This window comes from Dietzia sp. B32 (assembly GCF_024732245.1).
Taxonomy (GTDB): Bacteria; Actinomycetota; Actinomycetes; order Mycobacteriales; family Mycobacteriaceae; genus Dietzia.
The window spans coordinates 353,871-371,670 of sequence record NZ_CP093845.1 but is presented as its reverse complement, the minus strand read 5'-3'; the positions used below and the strand labels follow the sequence as shown (position 1 = coordinate 371,670).

At 69.7% G+C, this 17,800-nt stretch carries 19 protein-coding genes and 4 tRNA genes; 17 read left to right on the top strand and 6 right to left on the bottom strand.

Features of this window, described 5'->3' with window-relative positions:
• The first annotated feature begins 1 nt into the window (after nt 1).
• Complete coding sequence (gene zapE, locus L8M95_RS01800; RefSeq protein ID WP_260487640.1) at nt 2-1,018, top strand: cell division protein ZapE; 1,017 nt, start codon at nt 2-4, stop codon at nt 1,016-1,018.
• 40 nt (nt 1,019-1,058) lie between these two features.
• Here zapE and L8M95_RS01795 read toward each other — a convergent pair whose 3' ends face one another.
• The 5 genes from L8M95_RS01795 to L8M95_RS01775 all read right to left on the bottom strand — a co-directional run bounded on the left by L8M95_RS01795 (nt 1,059) and on the right by L8M95_RS01775 (nt 2,251).
• Entirely contained in the window at nt 1,059-1,592 is a 534-nt protein-coding gene (locus L8M95_RS01795; protein WP_260487639.1) for a GNAT family N-acetyltransferase, read from the bottom strand.
• A gap of 24 nt (nt 1,593-1,616) precedes the next feature.
• Nucleotides 1,617-1,850: a hypothetical protein gene (locus L8M95_RS01790; RefSeq protein WP_260487638.1), complete on the bottom strand. Its 234-nt coding sequence runs from the start codon at nt 1,848-1,850 to the stop codon at nt 1,617-1,619.
• Nucleotides 1,851-1,952: 102 nt separating this feature from the next.
• Nucleotides 1,953-2,027: transfer RNA gene (locus tag L8M95_RS01785), tRNA-Val, on the bottom strand.
• A gap of 28 nt (nt 2,028-2,055) precedes the next feature.
• Nucleotides 2,056-2,129: transfer RNA gene (locus L8M95_RS01780), tRNA-Cys, on the bottom strand.
• A 49-nt stretch (nt 2,130-2,178) separates the two neighbouring features.
• Nucleotides 2,179-2,251 (bottom strand) — tRNA-Gly (locus tag L8M95_RS01775).
• Between the two features lie 428 nt (nt 2,252-2,679).
• Between L8M95_RS01775 and L8M95_RS01770 the strand changes: the two genes are divergently transcribed.
• The 9 genes from L8M95_RS01770 to L8M95_RS01730 all read left to right on the top strand — a co-directional run bounded on the left by L8M95_RS01770 (nt 2,680) and on the right by L8M95_RS01730 (nt 9,896).
• Nucleotides 2,680-2,751 (top strand) — tRNA-Val (locus L8M95_RS01770).
• A gap of 321 nt (nt 2,752-3,072) precedes the next feature.
• A complete protein-coding gene (locus L8M95_RS01765) occupies nt 3,073-3,639 on the top strand; it encodes a MauE/DoxX family redox-associated membrane protein (RefSeq protein WP_260487637.1) in 567 nt (188 codons plus the stop codon).
• A 157-nt stretch (nt 3,640-3,796) separates the two neighbouring features.
• On the top strand, nt 3,797-4,405 hold the full coding sequence (locus tag L8M95_RS01760) for a redoxin domain-containing protein (protein ID WP_260487636.1): 609 nt from the start codon (nt 3,797-3,799) through the stop codon (nt 4,403-4,405).
• 69 nt (nt 4,406-4,474) lie between these two features.
• On the top strand, nt 4,475-5,179 hold the full coding sequence (locus L8M95_RS01755; RefSeq protein ID WP_260487635.1) for a methylamine dehydrogenase light chain: 705 nt from the start codon (nt 4,475-4,477) through the stop codon (nt 5,177-5,179).
• 20 nt (nt 5,180-5,199) lie between these two features.
• Nucleotides 5,200-6,561, top strand: coding sequence for a hypothetical protein (locus tag L8M95_RS01750; RefSeq protein WP_260487634.1), 1,362 nt, complete (start codon nt 5,200-5,202; stop codon nt 6,559-6,561).
• The gene (locus L8M95_RS01745; RefSeq protein ID WP_260487633.1) at nt 6,561-8,153 is read left to right on the top strand and encodes a multicopper oxidase family protein; all 1,593 of its coding nucleotides are present in this window, start codon (nt 6,561-6,563) and stop codon (nt 8,151-8,153) included. Before L8M95_RS01750 ends, L8M95_RS01745 begins: the two co-directional genes overlap by 1 nt.
• 6 nt (nt 8,154-8,159) lie before the next feature.
• Nucleotides 8,160-8,519 (top strand): plastocyanin/azurin family copper-binding protein, encoded by a 360-nt coding sequence (locus tag L8M95_RS01740; RefSeq protein WP_260487632.1) that lies wholly within the window; start codon nt 8,160-8,162, stop codon nt 8,517-8,519.
• Nucleotides 8,516-8,878, top strand: a complete 363-nt coding sequence (locus L8M95_RS01735) for a cupredoxin domain-containing protein (RefSeq protein ID WP_260487631.1) — start codon at nt 8,516-8,518, stop codon at nt 8,876-8,878. The genes L8M95_RS01740 and L8M95_RS01735 overlap by 4 nt, the downstream gene beginning before the upstream one ends.
• 217 nt (nt 8,879-9,095) lie before the next feature.
• Nucleotides 9,096-9,896 (top strand): methylamine utilization protein, encoded by an 801-nt coding sequence (locus tag L8M95_RS01730; protein WP_396119727.1) that lies wholly within the window; start codon nt 9,096-9,098, stop codon nt 9,894-9,896.
• Nucleotides 9,897-10,016: 120 nt separating this feature from the next.
• On the opposite strand, the gene L8M95_RS01725 is transcribed toward L8M95_RS01730, so the two are convergent.
• Nucleotides 10,017-10,676, bottom strand: a complete 660-nt coding sequence (locus L8M95_RS01725; protein ID WP_260487629.1) for a DsbA family protein — start codon at nt 10,674-10,676, stop codon at nt 10,017-10,019.
• A 142-nt stretch (nt 10,677-10,818) separates the two neighbouring features.
• Between L8M95_RS01725 and thrS the strand changes: the two genes are divergently transcribed.
• The 7 genes from thrS to pdxS all read left to right on the top strand — a co-directional run bounded on the left by thrS (nt 10,819) and on the right by pdxS (nt 17,795).
• The gene (gene thrS / locus L8M95_RS01720) at nt 10,819-12,918 is read left to right on the top strand and encodes a threonine--tRNA ligase (RefSeq protein WP_396119251.1); all 2,100 of its coding nucleotides are present in this window, start codon (nt 10,819-10,821) and stop codon (nt 12,916-12,918) included.
• 86 nt (nt 12,919-13,004) lie between these two features.
• Entirely contained in the window at nt 13,005-13,517 is a 513-nt protein-coding gene (locus L8M95_RS01715; RefSeq protein ID WP_260489122.1) for an HIT domain-containing protein, read from the top strand.
• 12 nt (nt 13,518-13,529) lie between these two features.
• The gene (gene pgsA, locus L8M95_RS01710) at nt 13,530-14,174 is read left to right on the top strand and encodes a phosphatidylinositol phosphate synthase (protein ID WP_260487628.1); all 645 of its coding nucleotides are present in this window, start codon (nt 13,530-13,532) and stop codon (nt 14,172-14,174) included.
• Complete coding sequence (locus L8M95_RS01705) at nt 14,171-15,079, top strand: phosphatidylinositol mannoside acyltransferase (RefSeq protein WP_260487627.1); 909 nt, start codon at nt 14,171-14,173, stop codon at nt 15,077-15,079. The genes pgsA and L8M95_RS01705 overlap by 4 nt, the downstream gene beginning before the upstream one ends.
• Nucleotides 15,080-15,086: 7 nt before the next feature.
• On the top strand, nt 15,087-16,202 hold the full coding sequence (locus tag L8M95_RS01700; RefSeq protein WP_260487626.1) for a glycosyltransferase family 4 protein: 1,116 nt from the start codon (nt 15,087-15,089) through the stop codon (nt 16,200-16,202).
• Entirely contained in the window at nt 16,192-16,794 is a 603-nt protein-coding gene (locus L8M95_RS01695) for a LemA family protein (protein WP_260487625.1), read from the top strand. Before L8M95_RS01700 ends, L8M95_RS01695 begins: the two co-directional genes overlap by 11 nt.
• 95 nt (nt 16,795-16,889) lie before the next feature.
• Nucleotides 16,890-17,795 carry a pyridoxal 5'-phosphate synthase lyase subunit PdxS gene (gene pdxS, locus L8M95_RS01690; RefSeq protein ID WP_260487624.1) on the top strand — a complete coding sequence of 302 codons (906 nt, stop codon included), beginning with the start codon at nt 16,890-16,892 and terminating at the stop codon, nt 17,793-17,795.
• Nucleotides 17,796-17,800 lie beyond the last annotated feature (5 nt).

Below are 17,800 nucleotides of genomic sequence, written 5' to 3'. Positions count from 1 at the left end.
CATGGTCTCTCGCCTCGTTGACGTCACCCCGGTGGTCCCCGCCGACCAGCTCGTGGCACAGATGGTCCCCCCGTCGATGTTCGACGACGTCAGTTTCGACTCCTACATCCCCGACCCGGCGCAGCCCTCCCAGGCCGCTGCGGTCACGGCGTGTCGGTCGTTCGCCGAGTCGGTGGTGGCCCGTCGCGCGCCCAAGAAGGGGATCTTCGGCCGACGTCCGAAGGCGGTGCAGGGCACCGGCATCTACCTGGACGGCGGCTTCGGTGTGGGCAAGACCCACCTGCTGACATCGATTTACCACAACTGCCCCGAGCCCAAGGCGTTCGGGACGTTCGTCGAGTTGACCCACGTCGTCGGTGCCCTCGGGTTCAACCGGGCCGTCGACGAGCTCTCCGGGCACTCCGTCCTGTGCATCGACGAGTTCGAGCTCGACGACCCGGGGGACACCATGCTGGTGTCCCGCCTGCTCGCGGAGCTCACCACGGCCGGGGTGAGTGTCGCGGCCACGTCAAACACGCTGCCCGAGCAGCTGGGGGAGGGCCGGTTCGCGGCCAAGGACTTCATGCGCGAGATCCGGAAGATGTCCGGCATCTTCGAGTCGATCCGGGTCGATGGCCCGGACTATCGGCACCGTAACCTGCCCCCCGCTCCGGACCCGATGAACGACGCCGACCTCGAGGCCGACGCTGAGGCGGTCTCGGGTGCGACTCTCGACGACTTCGACGCACTGTGCGAGCACCTGTCGACCCTGCACCCGTCCAAGTACAACCGTCTCGTCGACGGCGTCACCCGAGTCTGCCTCAGCGGGGTCAAGCCGCTGCCGGACCAGTCGATCGCGCTGCGCCTGGTCGTGCTCGCCGATCGTCTCTACGACGCGGGCATCCCCGTGCGTAACTCCGGTGAGAAGCTGGACGCGATCTTCACCGAGGAGATGGTCGCCGGCGGCTACCGCAAGAAGTACCTCCGGGCGACCTCGCGTCTACTGGCGTTGTCCCGGTTCGAGACCGTCGGGGGCTGACCGGGGGCCGACCGTGGACCTACGGGGCCTCGCCCGGTCTCTATAGGGGCAGTTCGTAGACGACGTCGGTGTTGAGCACACCACCGACGTCGAAGGTCCGTTGTCCCCGCTCCAGGAATCCGTGCTTGCCGTAGAAGCGCCGTGCCCTCGTGTTGGCGAGGTTGGTGGCCAGCCACACACTCCGGGCGCCGCCCGCTCTGCTCCGCCGCGAGACGTCGTCGAGCATCACCGCGGCCAGGCCTGCTCCGTGGTGGGCGGGATCAACGTAGAACTTGCTGATTCCGATAGTCGGGTGGTGCACGATCTGGGCCGCACAGTCCGGGTCCATCTCCGTCCCCGCCACGAGTAGGACGTAACCGACGGCCTCGCCTCCGGTCCCACTCGCGACCAGCAGCTCGTGACCCGGAGTATCGAGGTGGGCCCGCAGGGCCTCCGGGGTCAGGTTCTCGGCGATGAACGCCTCGATCGCCGGAGCATCCAACTCGGGCGGGCACGCCAGGGGGAAGGTGCGTGCGGCGAGCGACGCCACGGCGTCGATGTCGGCCCCTGAAGCATGCTGCAATCGCGGTGTCACGCCCAGAGACTATCGGGGTCCGATTCAGGCCTCGTGCAGGTGCAGGCTCTCGCCCCCGCGGACACCGCGGATCGTGAGCTTCTCGATGTCGTCGCCTCCACCGAGGACGAGGGTGAGTTCGAACGAGTCGGTCCCGGTGCGTCGGAGGTCCGCCAGGATCCCGGTGCTGTGCCGGAAGTCGACGACGCGGCCACGCAGGGTCGCGACATCGGCCAGGTCGACGGTCGTCGAGTGGTGTAGGTACGGCATCACGGACATACCCCGATCATCCGCCTACGAGATCACGGGGCGACTACGCCGCGGTACCGGATCGGGAGCGACGACGACGAACGCCCCGGCCGACGGCCGGGGCGTTCGTGATGGTGCGCGATACTGGGATTGAACCAGTGACCTCTTCCGTGTCAGGGAAGCGCTCTCCCGCTGAGCTAATCGCGCGGGCTTCCCGTCCGGACAAGTCCGGACGTGGAGGTGGAGACGGGAATCGAACCCGTGTTGACGGCTTTGCAGGCCGCTGCCTCACCACTCGGCCACTCCACCGCAAAGGTATCGAGCCTGGTGAGGACGTCCTGGCTCCTCGATCCCTCCGAGCGGATGACGGGATTCGAACCCGCGACCCTCACCTTGGCAAGGTGATGCGCTACCAGCTGCGCCACATCCGCATCGCTTCGCGGCTCGCTCTCGCTCACCTCGTTGCGAGAAGGAACATTAGCCGACGGTCTTCGGGGAACACAAATCGGGGGGCGGAAACCAGGTCTGAGCTGTATGGACCGGGCGACGGCACGGTGCTCTACCGTGCAGCCCCGGCGAGCTCGCCTCGACGTCGAGCGCCCCGTACGGCCCACGGGTCGCCACGGCGAGGTGCAAAGGGTCTGTGCTGATGGCCGGGGCGATTGGTCGGGGCGAATGGTCGAGGGCCCACGGCACAGTGGGCGACCCGGGCGAGGGCCACTACCCACCGAGACCCTCACGGCCTACGCCCCGGACGGCCCGTCAGCGATCCGCCCGCCCCTCGAGGGGGCCGAATTGGGGCCCGGCCCGGGTCTTGATACAGTGTTCCGGTGCCGAGGCGAGACCGCCCGGAACGCGAGGTCCTATAGCTCAGCGGAAGAGCGCTCCGTTCACACCGGAGAGGTCACTGGTTCGAACCCAGTTAGGACCACCCTTGAAGCGGGCCAGAGCCCACAACGACCCCCGGACTCCACCACGGAGACCGGGGGTCGTCCGCATTTCAGTGATTCCGGTCCCGTACCCGCAGAGCAACGACGCCGCAGGTCACATCCGAGATGGCCTCTACATCTGTCACCCAGTCCAGGGTCTGAGTAGCCCGCGTGACCGAGATCTCAACGGTTGTGGAGGGTATGAAACAACTGAGGACCACTGCCGTCACACATCTGTAACACAACCTCCATAGCGTTCCGGACGTGCTGAAGTACACGCCCCGACCGGGGCATCGCCGCTGGAAGGAGCGCTAATGACGGGCATGTTCGTCACATCCGTCGTCGGGATCGGGCTCGTCGTCGCGGGGGTGAGCAAACTCCGAGATCTGGATGCTCACGGCCGCGTGGTGGTCGGTTACAAGATCCTCCCGGACCGCCTGGCATTCCGTGTCGGCCGAGTTCTCCCGTTCCTCGAGGTGGCCCTCGGCGCCGCGTTCATCGCCCGCGTGGCCCTGCAGTCGACCAGCTGGGCCATCGCCGCCCTCTTTCTCGCCTACGCGGCCGGCCTCTCCGTCAACCTGTTGCGGGGGAGGACCGAGCTCGACTGCGGTTGCTTCGCGTTCGGCAGCCACGAGGCCCCGCGGATCACCTGGTGGCACGCCGCCCGCGCACTCGCGTTCGCCGGCGCCGCCGCCTTGGCTCCCGTGTTGCCCGGCCCGGCCACGCTGACGGAGGCGATGACCGCTCTCGCCCTGGCGGGTCTCGCCGTCGTCCTGGCCTTCGGGGTCGGTTCGGTGTTCTCCACCCTCACGCTCGGACGCTCGCGGGTGGACACCTATCTGCAACCCGCCCGGGCCGAACTCCACCGCCGGCAGGCCGGCTCGGTCTGACCCGACCTCCCTGTCCGGTCCGGCCCCGGCCGAGCCGAACAGACCCTTCCCGACCATCGGTTCCGATCGGCCCCGCCGTCCGGGAGCCGCTCCCATCCCCACGTGCGCCGCACCTGGGGCCGGCACCCCCTGCCCGAATCACCCCAGAGGAGTCCCCATGTCCGTTCTCGTCTACACCGTCCTCGCGGTCCTCGTCGCCGTCGACGTCGTCCTCGTCCTGATGATCCTCGGCCTGGCCCGTGAGCTGGGTCGGGTCCAGGTCCGGCTCGGCCCCCTCGGCGCCCGCGTCCAGGACTCCGGGCCTGCGATAGGCGACACCGGCCCGGCCTTCGACGGCCTCACGGACCACCTCGGTCGCGACGCATCGGTGGCAGGGGAGCGGCCCCGGCCGCAGCTGCTGATGTTCACCGGCCCGAAGTGCTCGACCTGCAAGGCGCTCCTGCCCGGGATCAAGACTATGGCCAGGGCCGAGAAGGACCTCGACGTCGTGCTGATCTCGGACGGCACCGAGCAGGAACACCGTGAGTTCCTGTCCGGAGCGGGCATCGGCGGCGAACTGCAGTACCTCGACGCCCGCGAGGTCGGAATCGCCTACCAGGTCGGCACCACTCCCTACGGGATCCTGATCGACTCCGACGGATCCATCGCCGCCAAGGGTCTGTGCAACAACATGCAGCACGTCGAGAGCCTGCTCAACGCACTCGAGACCGCAACCCCGACCATCCAGCACCTGTACGCCGGCCTGAAGGTCCCCAACGCGTCGTGAGCCCACCGGGACGCAGGTCGCGTCCGGGCCCACGAGATCACCCCCCACCCGAAACGAAAGGAATGAACCGTGGTCCACATCGAAGACTCCGACCAACAACGGTTGAGCGAACACGCCGAATGGCTGGCCGGCGGCGGCGGCTCCGCGATCAGCAAGGTCTCCCGGAGGCTGTCCGAGAGGACGTCCCGCCGGTCCGTGTTGTCCCGGATGGCCACGTGGACGATGGGCGTCTCCGGCGTCGCACTCGTCGGGGCCCTGCCCGTCACCCGCGACCCCAAGGCGATGGCACAGGAACCCCCCGCGGCGACGCCGTCGGCCGGTGCCACCAAGATGACGCCGTTCGGTGCGGGCGATGACCTGCTGCCCACGTACGACGGCAAGGATCCCACCGAGTGCAACTACTGGCGCTGGTGCAACATGGACGGCCGCCCGTGTCCGTCTTGCGCCGGTGGCGGAGTGTCCACCTGCGCCCCCGGCTCCAAGCCGGGCGCCGAGTACTGGGTCGGATGCTGCACGCATCCCGAGAACGGCAAGACCTACCTCATCGCCTACTACGACTGCTGTGGAGCGCCTCGCTGCTCGACCACGTACTGCGGAGAGCCGGATGCCCAGGCGGTCATGTACAACCCCGTCTCCGGCAGCTTCGACCAGGAGATCATCTGGTGCGTCTCGGATGAGTCCCAGTCCTACACCTGCACCCTCGCGCCGATCATCGGCGAGGACTGCCAGACCAACAACGCGACCCGGCCCCGCGTCGGCGCCGGCGCCCGTTGACCGGCCGGAAAGGACACCCCATGAAGATGTTCACGACCACCCGGCTGGCGGGTATGTCGCTCGCCACCGCCACGGCGCTGATGCTCGTCGGATGTTCGTCCGGCAGCGATTCCACCGAGTCGGGCGAGGAGTTCGACGTAGCCAACGGCGTCGCCACCACGTATGGGTTCCCCAACGTGCCCGAGGTCACCCTGCCGCCGTCCAACGCGGCGCTCGGGGACGACGACCAGGAACTCGGCGAGGTCGGCGCCGACCCCAACAAGCCGTACACCGCGGAGGTCACCCCGATCGGGGAGGACTGGATGGTCGCGACCGAATCCCGCGACAACGAGACGGTGTACGCCGCGTTCGATCCGGCCGACGGCGTGGTCAAGACCCGGATCACCACCGGGCACGCCATCTGGGACGACGTGGTCCACGTCTTCACCTCCGACGACGCGTCCGAACCCCAGGCGGTGGCGTTCGAGGTGTGGGCGCCCCGTGGGTCGCGCGGACAGGCCGACTACACGGTCTCGACGTACTCCGGGAACCTCCTCGAGCCCGCCGAGGTACTGCTTCCCCGACACGTGCGTTTCCACTCCCGGGAGGGCTCACACACCGTCAGTGTCGGTGGCCGCTACATGACGTCGTGGGACGACCAGCTCTTCGGACCGCGTGTCGTCGATCTCGACCGGGGCGTGCTCTCCGGGGAACAGCAGATCCTCGGGTGCGGGCCGTTCACCTGGCCGGTGGGCGACAAGATCTACTCGGTCTGTGAGAACTCCCGCGAGCTCATCGAGCTGACGATCGACTCCGACGGGAAGATCAGCGAGACCGGGCGGTCGGAGGTACTCCCGGAGGACTTCACGTCCGCTCGCGAGGGGCACTTCGCCGAGGAGATCGCCTCCGGTTTCCTCATCAACGAAGCGGGCGACGTGTACCTGTTCGACTTCTCCGACGGTCTGCCCACCGAGGAGGTCACGCCCGTCGGCAATGTCGGTCGCGAGGACGGCCGTTTCCACAAGAACGGCGTCCGCCCGGACGGGCGACAGTTCTTCGTCGAGTACACCGACACGGAGATCCACCCGCACTCCGCCAACGGGGGAGACCTGGTGAGGATCCGGTTGTTCGACGTCGACGGGGCGCGGGAGACCCAGAACCTCGACCTCGAGAAGCTGGGGCTGGCCTCCATCGATTCGGTGTCCTACAACCTCGACGGGTCGGTCCTCTACGTCCTGGGGACCGCCCCGGGTGAGGGTGACGACGAGGGCAAGGACCTGCCGACGGTCGTCGGCATCGACCCCGCGACCGGACAGGTCGTGTCGACCGTGACCGTCACGGGCCACGCCGGCGGCTCCGACGGCGTGAGCGGACTCCGGGCCCCGGAACGGCGGGCCGGCTGATGGGGCGCACCACGGGTGTCCTGCCCACCCTGGCCCCTGACGTCAACCGCCGGGCATTCCTCGCCGCCCTGGGTCTGGGCGGCGTGGGGTTGGCCATGGCCGCCTGTGGTGCGGAGGCGGCGGTCACGTCCGCGATCCGGGCATCGGACCGCATCGGCTACTCCGATCCGGAGGTCGGGGAGGCGGAAGCCGCCCGGTTCAGCTCCGGTCGGGTCGTGGACGTGGCCGTGCCGGCGGTCGCTGCCACCTTCGGCCTGGCAGGCCGACAGGTGACGGCGAAGGCCTACGGCGAGGGCCCTGTGGGTCCGGAGATCCGGGCGTCGCTCGGGGACCGACTCCGGGTCCGCCACACCAATCTCCTCGACGAGGAGACGATCATCCACTGGCACGGCATCCAGCTCCGAAACGACATGGACGGGGCGCCTCCGCTCACCGGTGAGACGGTGGCCCCGGGCGGGGAATTCGAGTACTCGTTCACCCTTCCGCACCCGGGAACGTACTGGTATCACTCCCACTCCGGTCTCCAGGCGGACGAGGCAATGCTCGGGGCCCTCGTCGTCGAGGACCCGCAGGACCAGTATGGCGCCGATGTCGACCACGTCCTGGTGATCGACGACTGGACCGTGGGTTTCGGCCCGTCACCCGACGAACTGCTCCGGGCGCTCAACCCCGCGCTCGGGGGTCACTCCGGTCACGGCGGACACTCCGGACACGGTTCGAGCACCACGGCCGCCGCCCGTGCGGTCGATCCGGATGCGCTCGCCCGAACCGCCGGACCCCATCCCGAGTCCGCGGCGCTCGGGGGGATGACCCAGCACATCGCCTACCCGTTGCACCTCCTCAACGGGCGTCCCTCGGAGGACGCCGACCCGCTGACGGTGCCGCCGCGCTCCACCGTCCGTCTGCGCATCATCAACGCGGCGGCGGAGACCCCCTACCGGGTGGCGGTCGGCGGTCGGACGATACGTGTCGTCGAGACCGACGGGTTCCCGTGTCGACCGGTGGAGGCCCGGTCCGTTCTCGTGGGGATGGCGCAGCGGGTCGATGTCCTCGTGGACGTGGACTCCGGGACATGGCCGATCGTCGCCCGTGTGGAGGGGTCGGAGGACTTCGTGGCCACGACCCTTCGGACGAGGGACTCGGTCACGACGATCGATCCCTCGCGGTCGGGGGATATCGACGAACTCGGCACTACACCTGTGCAGGATGCCGACCTCGCCGCAACGGAGGCCTCGAAGCTCCCGGAGCGACCTGTGGACAGGACGTTCCGGTTGGAACTGATCCAGTCGCCGGCGGACTACGTCTGGGGGATCGCCGGGCCCGACGTGGGGAAGGTGTCCATGAAGACCGGTGAGCGGATCCGCGTGGAGATGACCAACAAGACGACCATGTGGCACCCCATGCACCTACACGGGCACACCTTCGGGGTGCCGGCGTACGGCGGGCTGCGGCGGGACACGGTCATCATCCACCCCGGCCAGGACCTCGCCTTCGAGTTCGACGCCGACAACCCGGGTGCGTGGATGTTCCACTGCCACAACGCCTACCACCTGGACGCCGGTATGACGACCAACTTCTACTACGAGAGGTGACAACTGATGTTGCATCGCACCACCAAGATCGCCGCGCTGGCCTTGTCCGCGGTTCTGTTCGCCACCGGCTGCTCGTCGGACGGGGGATCCGGATCGACAGCGTCGGGTGAGACCGTCCGGGTCCACGTGAAGGACATGAGCTTCGAGCCCCCCGTGGTGACGATCCAACCCGGCGATTCGGTCGAGTGGGTCTGGGAGGCCTCCCTACCCCACGATGTGGCCTCCGACGACGACTCCGGGATCGAGTTCGTCTCGGAACTGCAGACGGAGGGCAGCTACACCCAGACCTTCGACACGCCGGGGGAGTACGGCTACCACTGCACCCCCCATCCGCAGATGACCGGGCAGGTCATCGTCGAGGGATGAGCCCCGCCGAACGGACGCGTCGTCCGGGCCGGTCGGCAGCGGTCGGGCTCCTCGTCCTGGCCGGGGTCCTGACGGCGGGCGCCGGCTGCTCCACGCAGACAGAGCCCACCAGGGTCACGGTCCGCAACGTCGCCTTCGAACCCCGGGAGATCCATCTCACCGCCGGAGACGAGGTCGCATGGTTCTACGACGACGGCGGGACCTTCCACGACGTGGTCGTGGAAGGCGTCGACGGCAACGCCGGCTTCCGCGCCGAGGGCGAGCACCGGATCACGTTCGCCGACCCGGGTGTCTACCGGGTCACCTGCTCGATCCACCCCCAGATGGTCGGGACCGTGGTCGTCGAACCGCGGGCCTGATCGGACGGGACCACCCCCGCCGGGCTCCTGCCCCTGAATCCACCAACCCCCGATACCGGGTCGATATCCACCATCACCGAGGAGGAACACCATGACAAGTATCCAGACCACGGCACCGCACCTCGCGGCGCCGTCATCCGTGGAGGGCGTCGCCACAGCCAGCGTGCCCGACATCTCCGATCTCGACCTGGGCGACCGCCCGGGCATCCGGCCACGTATGGGCCGGGCGATCAGCCTGGGCAAGCGCGTGGGCGTCGCCGCGGCCTCCCTGGCGGCCGGCGTGGGCGCCGCGGTCGCCGTCGGTGCCGTCGGTGGCCTCTCGGCGCCGGTCGCACTCACGGTCGGCGTCGTCGGCGCCGCCGCTCTCACCGCCGTCGCGGCGAACTGGTCCACCTGCGGCATGTCCGTGGCAGGGGTCGTCGCCGCCCCCAAGCAGGCGGACCGGCCCGGTGACGGCTCCGCCCTGAGCCGTCTCGGTGCCCACCTCGCGGGCTCGTTGCTCACCGCTCTGCCGGTCGGTGCGGGCCTGGGCCTCGTGGGAATGGCCGTCCAGTCCGTGGTCGGGCCGGCCCCGGTGGCCCCGCTGCTGGCGGGATGGGCCTCGCTGGCGTTCCTGTACGGCCTCCACGAGACCGGTCTGCTGCGGATGCCGACGCCGATGCGACGTCAGCAGCTGCCCCGCCATCTGCGCCGGGTCGGTCGTCCGATGCGGGTGTCGTTCTACTTCGGCACGCTCATCGGGCCCGGGTTCATGATCTTCATCCGCTCCAGCGCCTACTACCTGCTGTTCCTGGGCGCGATCGCCCTCGCCAACCCCGTTCTCGGCGCGGCTCTGTTCGCGGCGGTCTCGATCGGCAGGTGCGGGCCGTCCGCCCTCGCGATCGCGCACCAGCGGCAGGGCGGCACGATGGGCGACTTCCTGCTCAAGTGCATGGCCGCGGACCGCATGGTCCAGCTCGCCGCGGGCTCGGGCCTCGTGGCCCTCGCCGGTTTCGGCGCGGCGGCGTTGGCGATGTGACATAGCGGCACCCCGCACGACCGGGCGCCCGATCCGCGGACAGCGGGACGGGCGCCCGGCGGTGCGTGCGGGCTCAGTGGTGGGTACGGGCCCGGTGGTGTGTACGAGCTCGGCGAGGACTCAGATCTCCGCAGCCGCCGCTTGCTCCAGTGCCCGGTCGAACACCTCGACCGGCTGGGCCCCGCTGACGGCGAGTCGGTGGTCGAACACGAAGAACGGCACCCCCCGGACCCCGAGACCGCGGGCCGTCTCGACGTCGCGGTGCACCCGGTCGGCGTACGCGTCCCCACGGAGCACCCGGTCGACCTCCTCTGCGGGTAACCCGGCCCCGACCCCGATCTGATGGAGCACCGCCGGGTCCGAGATCGCCCGTCCCTCGGTGAAGTGGGCGCGTCGCAGGGCCTCGTCCACCGCGTCCGCCCGTCCGTGCTCGGCGGACAGGGCGGCCAGGCGGTGGGCGTCGAAGGTCGAACAGATTCGCGCGGACCGCCAGTCGAAGTCCAGACCGAGTTCGGTGAACCGGGCGGCCATCTGCTCCTGCCCGGCCTCCGCCTCGGCGAGAGACATCCCGTACTTGCGCGAGAGCATCTGTGCGCTCGTCTCTGTCGGCTCGTCCCCTTCGACGCGGGGAGCGGACGGGTCGAGTTCGTAGGCCCGCCACACCACCTCCACCCTGATCTCGGGGTGTCGCGCACGGAACTTCTCCAGTGCCGCCTCGAGGTGCCGCTTGCCGATCCAACAGAACGGACAGACGACGTCGGACCAGATGTCAATGCGCATGACGGGTGCAACGTCGCGCCGCGGTCCGGGATTCCGTGAGGGCCCCGGGTAGCATGGACCGGCCCGGTCCCTGTCGTGGACCGGTGTCAGCCCGGGTGGCCCACCGGCACCCGACGTCCACTGCCCGAGGAGATCTCCCCCCGTGTCCGAGAACCGCATTCCGGAAACCGATGTCGACGCGACGGGTGCGGCCCCTGTGACGACCGTCGTCCCGGCCGGTGAGCCCGCGGGCAAGATCCTCGCCGAGCGGGAGCTGCAGTCGCGCAGCGGCCCGGAGACGATCGTCGTGGTGCGGGATCCGGAGGGGACCCTCCGGGACCTGTCCTGGGCGCCCGCCGAGGACACCGAGGTCGAACTGGTCCGCGCCGATTCGGAGGACGGCCGGTCGGTGATCCGGCATTCGTGCGCGCACGTGCTCGCCCAGGCGGTGCAGGACAAGTTTCCCGAGGCCAAGCTGGGGATCGGTCCGCCGATCGAGAACGGCTTCTACTACGACTTCGACGTGGCCGAGCCCTTCACGCCCGAGGACCTCAAGGACCTCGAGAAGCGGATGAAGAAGATCATCAAGGCCGGCCAGCGCTTCTCGCGGCGGGAGTACGCCTCGCTCGACGAGGCGCGCACCGAGCTGGCGGGCGAGCCGTACAAGCTCGAGCTGGTCGAGGACAAGGGCCGGGCGGACGCCGGTGACGCCGACGGTGCGGTGGCGCTCGAGGACTCCGAGATCATGGAGGTCGGCGCGGGTGCACTGACCGCCTACGACAACCTCAACCCCCGCACGGGCGAGGTCATCTGGTCGGATCTGTGCCGCGGCCCGCACACGCCCACCACCAAGTTCATCCCCGCGTTCACACTCACGCGCTCGTCCGCTGCCTACTGGCGGGGCGATCAGAACAACGCCGGTCTCCAGCGGATCTACGGCACGGCCTGGGAGAGCACCGAGGCCATGGACGCCTACCTCGACAGGCTCGCCGAGGCGGAGAAGCGCGACCACCGTCGGCTCGGGACCGAGCTGGACCTGTTCAGCTTCCCCGACGAGATCGGGTCCGGGTTCCCGGTGTTCCACCCCCGTGGCGGGATCATCCGCAATGAGATGGAGCAGCACTCCCTCCGGCGCCACCTGTCCGCGGGGTACTCACTCGTCAACACCCCGCACGTGACCAAGGGCGACCTGTTCCGCAAGTCGCAGCACCTCAGCTGGTACTCGGAGGGGATGTTCCCCCCCATGGTCCTGGACGCCGAATACGACGCGGACGGCAAGGAGACCAAGCCGGGGCAGGACTACTACGTCAAGCCCATGAACTGCCCCATGCACAACCTGGTCTTCGATTCCCGCGGCCGCTCGTACCGCGAACTGCCACTGCGGATGTTCGAGTTCGGCACGGTCTACCGGTACGAGAAGTCCGGCGTGATCCACGGCCTGACCCGCGCCCGCGGCTTCACCCAGGACGACGCCCACATCTACTGCACCGAGGAGCAGATGGAGGGCGAGATCGCCTCCGTGCTGTCCTTCATCATCTCGCTCCTGCGCGACTACGGCCTCGAGGACTTCTACCTCGAGCTGTCGACCAAGGACCCGGAGAAGTACGTCGGCGGCGACGAAATCTGGGAGCGCGCGACGGACACGCTGCGTCGGGTGGCGACGAACTCCGGCCTCGAGCTGGTCCCGGACCCGGGCGGGGCCGCCTTCTACGGCCCCAAGATCTCCGTCCAGGCGCGTGACGCGATCGGGCGTACGTGGCAGATGTCGACGGTCCAGTTGGACTTCAACCTGCCCGAGCTGTTCGACCTGACCTACAACGCCGCGGACGGCACCAAGAAGCGGCCGGTGATGATCCACCGCGCGCTCTTCGGCTCGATCGAGCGGTTCTTCGCGGTCCTGCTCGAGCACTACGCCGGGCTGTTCCCCGCGTGGCTCGCGCCGGTGCAGGTGGTGGGTATCCCCGTGGCGGAGGCGCACGAGAAGCACCTCGAGGACGTGATCGACGAGCTCCGCGGGCGCGGTATCCGGGCCGAGCTCGACGTCTCCGACGAGCGGATGCAGAAGAAGATCCGCAACCACACCACCGGCAAGGTCCCGTTCATGCTCCTGGCCGGTGACCGCGACGTCGAGGCGGGCGCGGTGAGCTTCCGGTTCCCCGACGGGACGCAGCTCAACGGGGTCTCGCGGAACGCCGCGATGGACAAGATCTCGTACTGGGTCAACTCACGCCGCAACGACGTCCCGACCGCGGAGCGAGTGTGACGACCGGAGATCCGTCCTCCACGGACGTCTACCGCCAGTTCGGGGTGGGGGAGGACCACCTCCAGTTGCTGTGGGCGCCCTACCGGATGTCGTACATCGCCGAGACGCGTCCCGAACCCGCGGAGGGGATGACGGGGGAGCCGTTCCTCGACATCCCGAGGATGAGCGACGAGGACGGGCTGGTGGTCGCCCGCGGCGAGCACGTCTACGTCGTGCTCAACCTGTTCCCCTACAACCCGGGTCACTCGATGGTGGTCCCGTACCGCAGGGTGGCGGACCTGGAGGACCTGGACGACGACGAGTCCCGCGAACTCATGTCGTACACGCAACACCTGATCCGGGTCATCAAGGCCGTCTCCAACCCGGACTCGTTCAACGTGGGGCTCAATCTGGGGGGCGCGGCCGGCGGGTCCCTGTCCGAGCATCTGCACCAACACGTCGTGCCGCGCTGGATCGGCGACGCCAACTTCATTACCGTGACCGGCGGAACCAAGGTGCTTCCGCAGCTCCTCCGCGAGACGCGGCGGCTGCTCTCCGAGGCGTGGTCCGCCACGGTGTCCCCGAACGGCGTCTCCGGACCAGACCACACCTCGAGGTAGGCAGGGAGACGAATGCTCAGCGAGTACGGAAGGTCGGGGGTCGCCAGGGTGGCCCACCCCCTGGCGGCGTTCCTCGTCCGCACCGGTGTCACCGCCAACGGGATCACCCTCACAGGTCTCCTGCTGACCTGCGCCGCGGCGATCACGTTGTTCGGGCCCGGCCATCTCGTCGCCGGCGCGATCGTGATCGCCCTGTGCACCCTGTTCGACCTGGTCGACGGTGCCGTCGCCCGCGCGAGCGGGGGCGGGTCACCGTACGGGGCCCTGGTCGACGCGGTCTCCGACCGGGTCGCGGACGGGGTGATCCTGGCGTCCTTGCTGTGGTGGCTGGTCCACGCCGAGCCCGACAACAGCGTCGCGCTGATCATGGTGTTGGCGTGTCTGATCCTGTCCCAGGTGGTGTCCTACTCCAAGGCCCGCGCCGACGCCGGAGGGCTCCGCACGCCGGGCGGACTCATGGAGCGCGCAGATCGCCTGGTCCTCGTCCTGCTCGGTGCCGGTCTGGAAGGACTGGGGGTGCCGTGGGCGCTCGAGGTGGGCCTGACCGCGGTCGCCGTGGGCAGCTTCGTCACGGTGATCCAGCGCGTGTGGGGCGGGCGTACCGACTACCTCAGCCGGGTGGCACGAGCCGACGCCCCTGCGGTGGGGGACCGATGAGCGCACTGGGCGAGCGCCTGTCGGATCTGGGTTACGCCGCCGGGTGGGCCGTCGTGCGCGCGCTTCCCGAGCCGGCCGCCCGCGCGCTCTTCCGGGCGGGCGCCGATCTCGCCGCCCGCAGACAGGGCCCGGACTCGCAACTGCGCCGGAACCTGGCCCGTGTCCTGGGGGTCGCCCCGGCAGAGGTCCCCGACCAACTGATCCGGGATTCCTTCCGGTCCTACGCCCGTTACTGGCGGGAGGCCTTCCGCCTGCCGTCGATGGACCGCGAGGCGGTGGCGCGCGAGATGGACCGGACGATCGCCGGGGTCGAGCACCTCGACGCGGCGCTGGCACAGGGACGCGGGGTGGTGGTGGCGCTGCCGCACTCCGCCAACTGGGACCTCGGCGGCACCTGGCTCGCGCGACGCTACGGCGGGTTCGCGACCGTCGCGGAGAGGTTGAAGCCGGAATCGCTGTACCAGCGCTTCCTGGATTTCCGGGAGGGGCTCGGGTTCACCATCTACCCCCACACGGGCGGCCCCACCCCGCCGCTCGACGCGCTGCGCGAGTTCCTCGCCGGGGGCGGGATCGTCTGTCTGCCGGGGGAGCGAGACCTCCGCCGGACCGGGGTGCCGGTGACGTTCTTCGGCGAGCAGACGCGCATGCCCGCAGGGGCCGCGAGGCTCGCGGTGGAGACCGGGGCACCGCTGCTGGTGGCCCAGTTCTGGTACTCCGACGAGGACACGATGCGCGTTCGGATCACCCCTCCCATCGATGTCTCCGGCGGGATCGAGTCGGCGGTCCAGGCGATGGCGGACCTCTTCGCGGAGGGGATCGCCCGACACCCCGCGGACTGGCACATGCTCCAGCCCCTCTGGCTGGACGACCTGCCGGCCGAGCGGCGCGCGCGGATCGAGGGCTGAGCCCGCCGTGCGCATCGGCATGATCTGCCCCTACTCCTTCGACGCCCCGGGAGGCGTCCAGGCCCACGTGGTGGACCTGACCGAGGAACTGCGGCGCCGGGGGCACACGGTCCGGGTCCTCGCTCCGGGCAGTCCGGGCAGCGCGCCCGTCTCCGGGATGACACTGACCGGGCCGGGCGTCCCGATCCCGTACAACGGATCGGTTGCCCGCCTCAGCTTCGGTCCGGCGACCTGGCGGGCCACCAGACAGTGGCTCCGCGAACAGCCACTGGACATCCTCCACATCCACGAACCCAACGCCCCGGGAGTGGGCATGTTCGCCCTGGCCATGTCCTCCGGCCCCATCACGGCCACGTTCCACACGTCGACGACCGGGTCGCTGATACTCGGCGCCGCCGACGGGGTCCTGGCCCCGTTGCTCGAGAAGATCCGCGGGAGGATCGCGGTCTCGACCCTGGCGCGCCGCTGGCAGATGGAGGCCCTCGGTTCCGACGCCGTGGAGATCCCCAACGGTGTGGACGTGTCCGCGTTCACGGATGTCGACACCTCGGCCGAGCCGACCGGTGCACCCACCGTGGCGTTCCTCGGCCGCTACGACGAACCGCGCAAGGGCATGGGGGTGCTCGCCGCGGCGCTCCCGGCAGTCCTGCGAGAGGTGCCGGGCCTGCGGCTGCGGATCATGGGTGACGGCGACGAGCGGGCCCTGCGCGCCCGACTGCCCCGGGGGATGGACGTGGAGTTCCTCGGGCGCGTCGACGACACCCGCAAGGCCGCCGTCCTCGCCGCCGCCGACGTGTACTGCGCCCCCAACACCGGCGGGGAGAGTTTCGGCATCGTGCTCGTGGAGGCCATGGCCGCCGGGACCGCGGTGGTGGCATCCGATCTCGACGCGTTCCGCCGGGTCCTGCGGGACGGCGAGTGCGGCGAACTCGCCGCGGTCGGCGACGCCGACTCCCTCGCCACCGCTCTCACGAGGGTGTTGACCGACCCCGGGCGCCGGGACGGCCTCCGCGCGCGGAGTCGTGAGGCGGTCCGCGACTACGACTGGTCGGTCGTCGCCGACAGGGTGGTCCGCGTGTACGAGACCATCCGCGGCCCGGGGGAGACGCTCCGTGTCCGGTGAACTGATCGTCCTCGTCGTCGTCGTCGTCTTCGTCGTCGCGCTCGCGTCACTGGTCCTGGCCTACCTCACGGCCCACCGCCTGGACAGGCTCCACATCCGCACCGACCTGGCCCGCGCCGCCCTGGCCGGGGCCCTGGAACGGCGCCACACGGTCGCCACCGCCGTGATCCGGGACCTCAGGGAACGAGACCCGGTGGGCGCCGACCGCCTGGCGCGGGCCCTCGCACGCGCCCGGGCCCACCCGCCGGGGGCGATCACCGGACCGGACCCCGCCCCCCACCCGGAGCACCGGCGGCACCGAGACGCCGACGACCACTCCGATGACTCCACCGGGCCCGACGCCGAGATCGCCGAGAACACCCTCGGCGTGGTGCTCTCCGGCGTCGACACGAGCGGGTTGCCCGCTGACCTCGCCGCAGAACTGGAGGACGCGACCGACCGCGTCTCCATGGCGCGTCGCTTCTACAACGATGCCGTGCGCGACACCCGTACCCTGCGCGAACAGACCCCCGTCCGGGTCCTGCGACTGGCCGGCCGGGCCCCCATGCCCGGGTATGTCGAGCTCGTGGACGCCCCGCCGCCACAGGCCTGACCAACCCCGGCGGGGCGGCGGTTGGGGCGGCGGGGTGAGGGCGACCTACACTGGACCCCTGTTACACGTCGTCTGAGCCAGGAAAGGCCTATTTCGTGAGCGAGCCGCAGTCCAGCGAGAACACCACCGGAACCGCACGCGTCAAGCGAGGTATGGCCGAGATGCTCAAGGGTGGCGTCATCATGGACGTCGTCACCGCCGAGCAGGCGAAGATCGCCGAGGACGCCGGCGCCGTGGCCGTCATGGCCCTCGAGCGTGTCCCCGCCGACATCCGCGCCCAGGGCGGCGTCGCCCGCATGAGCGACCCGGACCTCATCGACGGGATCATCGAGGCCGTCTCCATCCCCGTGATGGCCAAGGCCCGGATCGGTCACTTCGTCGAGGCCCAGATCCTCCAGGCCCTCGGCGTGGACTACGTCGACGAGTCCGAGGTCCTCACCCCGGCCGACTACGCCAACCACATCGACAAGTTCGGCTTCACCGTGCCGTTCGTCTGTGGCGCCACCAACCTCGGCGAGGCCCTGCGCCGGATCACCGAGGGCGCGGCCATGATCCGTTCCAAGGGTGAGGCCGGCACCGGCGACGTCTCCAACGCCACCACCCACATGCGCCAGATCCGCCAGCAGATCCGCAAGCTCCAGAGCCTGCCGTCCGACGAGCTGTACGTGGCCGCCAAGGAGCTGCAGGCGCCGTACGAGCTGGTCAAGGAGGTCGCTGAGACCGGCAAGCTCCCCGTGGTCCTGTTCACCGCGGGCGGCATCGCCACCCCGGCCGACGCCGCGATGATGATGCAGCTCGGTGCCGAGGGTGTGTTCGTCGGTTCCGGCATCTTCAAGTCCGGCAACCCCTCCGAGCGGGCCAAGGCGATCGTCAAGGCGACGACCTTCCACGACGATCCGGAGATGCTCGCGACCATCTCCCGCGGCCTCGGCGAGGCCATGGTCGGCATCAACGTCGACGACATCCCCGAGCCCCACCGGCTCGCCGAGCGGGGCTGGTGACCCGC

What these genes read in the sequence shown, in the direction of transcription:
- L8M95_RS01735 (WP_260487631.1), top strand. Translation starts at nt 8,516, where the DNA reads ATGAGCCCCGCCGAACGGACGCGTCGTCCGGGCCGGTCGGCAGCGGTC.
- L8M95_RS01745 (WP_260487633.1), top strand. Translation starts at nt 6,561, where the DNA reads ATGGGGCGCACCACGGGTGTCCTGCCCACCCTGGCCCCTGACGTCAAC.
- L8M95_RS01730 (WP_396119727.1), top strand. Translation starts at nt 9,096, where the DNA reads ATGGGCCGGGCGATCAGCCTGGGCAAGCGCGTGGGCGTCGCCGCGGCC.
- L8M95_RS01740 (WP_260487632.1), top strand. Translation starts at nt 8,160, where the DNA reads ATGTTGCATCGCACCACCAAGATCGCCGCGCTGGCCTTGTCCGCGGTT.
- L8M95_RS01705 (WP_260487627.1), top strand. Translation starts at nt 14,171, where the DNA reads ATGAGCGCACTGGGCGAGCGCCTGTCGGATCTGGGTTACGCCGCCGGG.
- pgsA (WP_260487628.1), top strand. Translation starts at nt 13,530, where the DNA reads ATGCTCAGCGAGTACGGAAGGTCGGGGGTCGCCAGGGTGGCCCACCCC.
- L8M95_RS01715 (WP_260489122.1), top strand. Translation starts at nt 13,005, where the DNA reads ATGTCGTACATCGCCGAGACGCGTCCCGAACCCGCGGAGGGGATGACG.
- L8M95_RS01790 (WP_260487638.1), bottom strand. Translation starts at nt 1,850, where the DNA reads ATGTCCGTGATGCCGTACCTACACCACTCGACGACCGTCGACCTGGCC.
- L8M95_RS01725 (WP_260487629.1), bottom strand. Translation starts at nt 10,676, where the DNA reads ATGCGCATTGACATCTGGTCCGACGTCGTCTGTCCGTTCTGTTGGATC.
- L8M95_RS01750 (WP_260487634.1), top strand. Translation starts at nt 5,200, where the DNA reads ATGAAGATGTTCACGACCACCCGGCTGGCGGGTATGTCGCTCGCCACC.
- L8M95_RS01760 (WP_260487636.1), top strand. Translation starts at nt 3,797, where the DNA reads ATGTCCGTTCTCGTCTACACCGTCCTCGCGGTCCTCGTCGCCGTCGAC.
- L8M95_RS01765 (WP_260487637.1), top strand. Translation starts at nt 3,073, where the DNA reads ATGTTCGTCACATCCGTCGTCGGGATCGGGCTCGTCGTCGCGGGGGTG.
- zapE (WP_260487640.1), top strand. Translation starts at nt 2, where the DNA reads ATGGTCTCTCGCCTCGTTGACGTCACCCCGGTGGTCCCCGCCGACCAG.